General features: G+C 55.0%; 2 tRNA genes. Both read left to right on the top strand.

Annotated elements, in window-relative coordinates:
- Positions 1–233: 233 nt before the first annotated feature.
- Positions 234–310 (top strand) — tRNA-Ile (locus BS630_RS27140).
- Positions 311–421: 111 nt separating this feature from the next.
- Positions 422–497 (top strand) — tRNA-Ala (locus tag BS630_RS27135).
- Positions 498–1,203 lie beyond the last annotated feature (706 nt).

Here is a 1,203-nt window from a genome sequence, read left to right as displayed (position 1 = left end):
CCATCGAAACGTAATACGCCGCGATGACTTCGGTCACGACGGTATGGCGAGCTTTCGCCGTCCACGTTTCTCTTTCTTCAAAAGGATATCGAACCATGGGTTTGCGCTCGCGCGCTGTTCGCACCTTCGGTGCTGCGCTCCGCGAGGGCGCCGGACGACCGGCGACGGCCTCTGGCCTGTATGGGCGACCCTTTCCGAGGCTTTGCTTGGGATTGGCGTCGACGCAGAGAGATGGGCCCGTAGCTCAGTTGGTTAGAGCACACGCTTGATAAGCGTGGGGTCGGAAGTTCAAGTCTTCCCGGGCCCACCATTTGCAGCAGCAAATGAGTTTGCTGTAGCGAATGAGGTTTGCTGTAGCGAATTGTGGTTTGTTTGGGTTTACCTGATCCTGGCGGTTTGCTGTCAGGTGTTTGCGATGGTTGGGGCTGTAGCTCAGCTGGGAGAGCACCTGCTTTGCAAGCAGGGGGTCAGCGGTTCGATCCCGCTCAGCTCCACCAAATTCTGTCCTCACGGCGAAAGCCTGCGGACGGCGCGCCGAACGATCGGCGACGGCCTCTGGCCTGTATTTGGCGGATTGTTGCTGGCGGTGAATGATATCCTTTGAAGAAATAAAAGTTTTGCATCGGCTTATGGCTGATGCGTGTTCTGCATACATTGTGAAGAGAAGATTGATCTGGAGGCTTCCAGGTGTCGGGTTTTGCCCTTTTGGGTTTAACTTGGCGTCCGAGCCCAGTTCTGATGATCCCATGGATGGCCTAGCCGGCCGGATATGGGTGAAGGACTGGAGGTAGGAAGGAAGCTTGTCGCTCTGGGCCGTTGTTGTTTGCTGATCTTTAGGGATCAAGCATCTGACGGACGGCTTGATTACCGTTGCCTGACCGCGCGGTATCGGATCATATCTCGAGAAGCTGGTCTTAAGACAGGCTGCAAGCGAGCTGCTCGGCGTAGCTCCAATAAAGCAGACCTGTCGAACACGTTAATGGCATTGTTAGAAAGCGTGATTGTAAAAGGTAATCACGCATGTTTGGCCCGACCGCACGGCAATCGCAAGGTTGTCCGGATGGTCGGATTTGGCACCCCGCGAGGCGAAAGCGAGCGGACAAGGTCTGCCAAATCAAACAAAGACGATGAGCATTGGCAATGAGAACGATTAAGTGTCGTAAGGGCATTTGGTGGATGCCTTGGCATGCACAGGCGATGAAG

Origin of the sequence: Rhizobium laguerreae, from assembly GCF_002008165.1 — a bacterium.
Lineage (GTDB): Bacteria > Pseudomonadota > Alphaproteobacteria > Rhizobiales > Rhizobiaceae > Rhizobium > Rhizobium laguerreae.
Note: the sequence above shows the minus strand (reverse complement) of the source record. Positions and strands in the feature narration are given on the sequence as shown.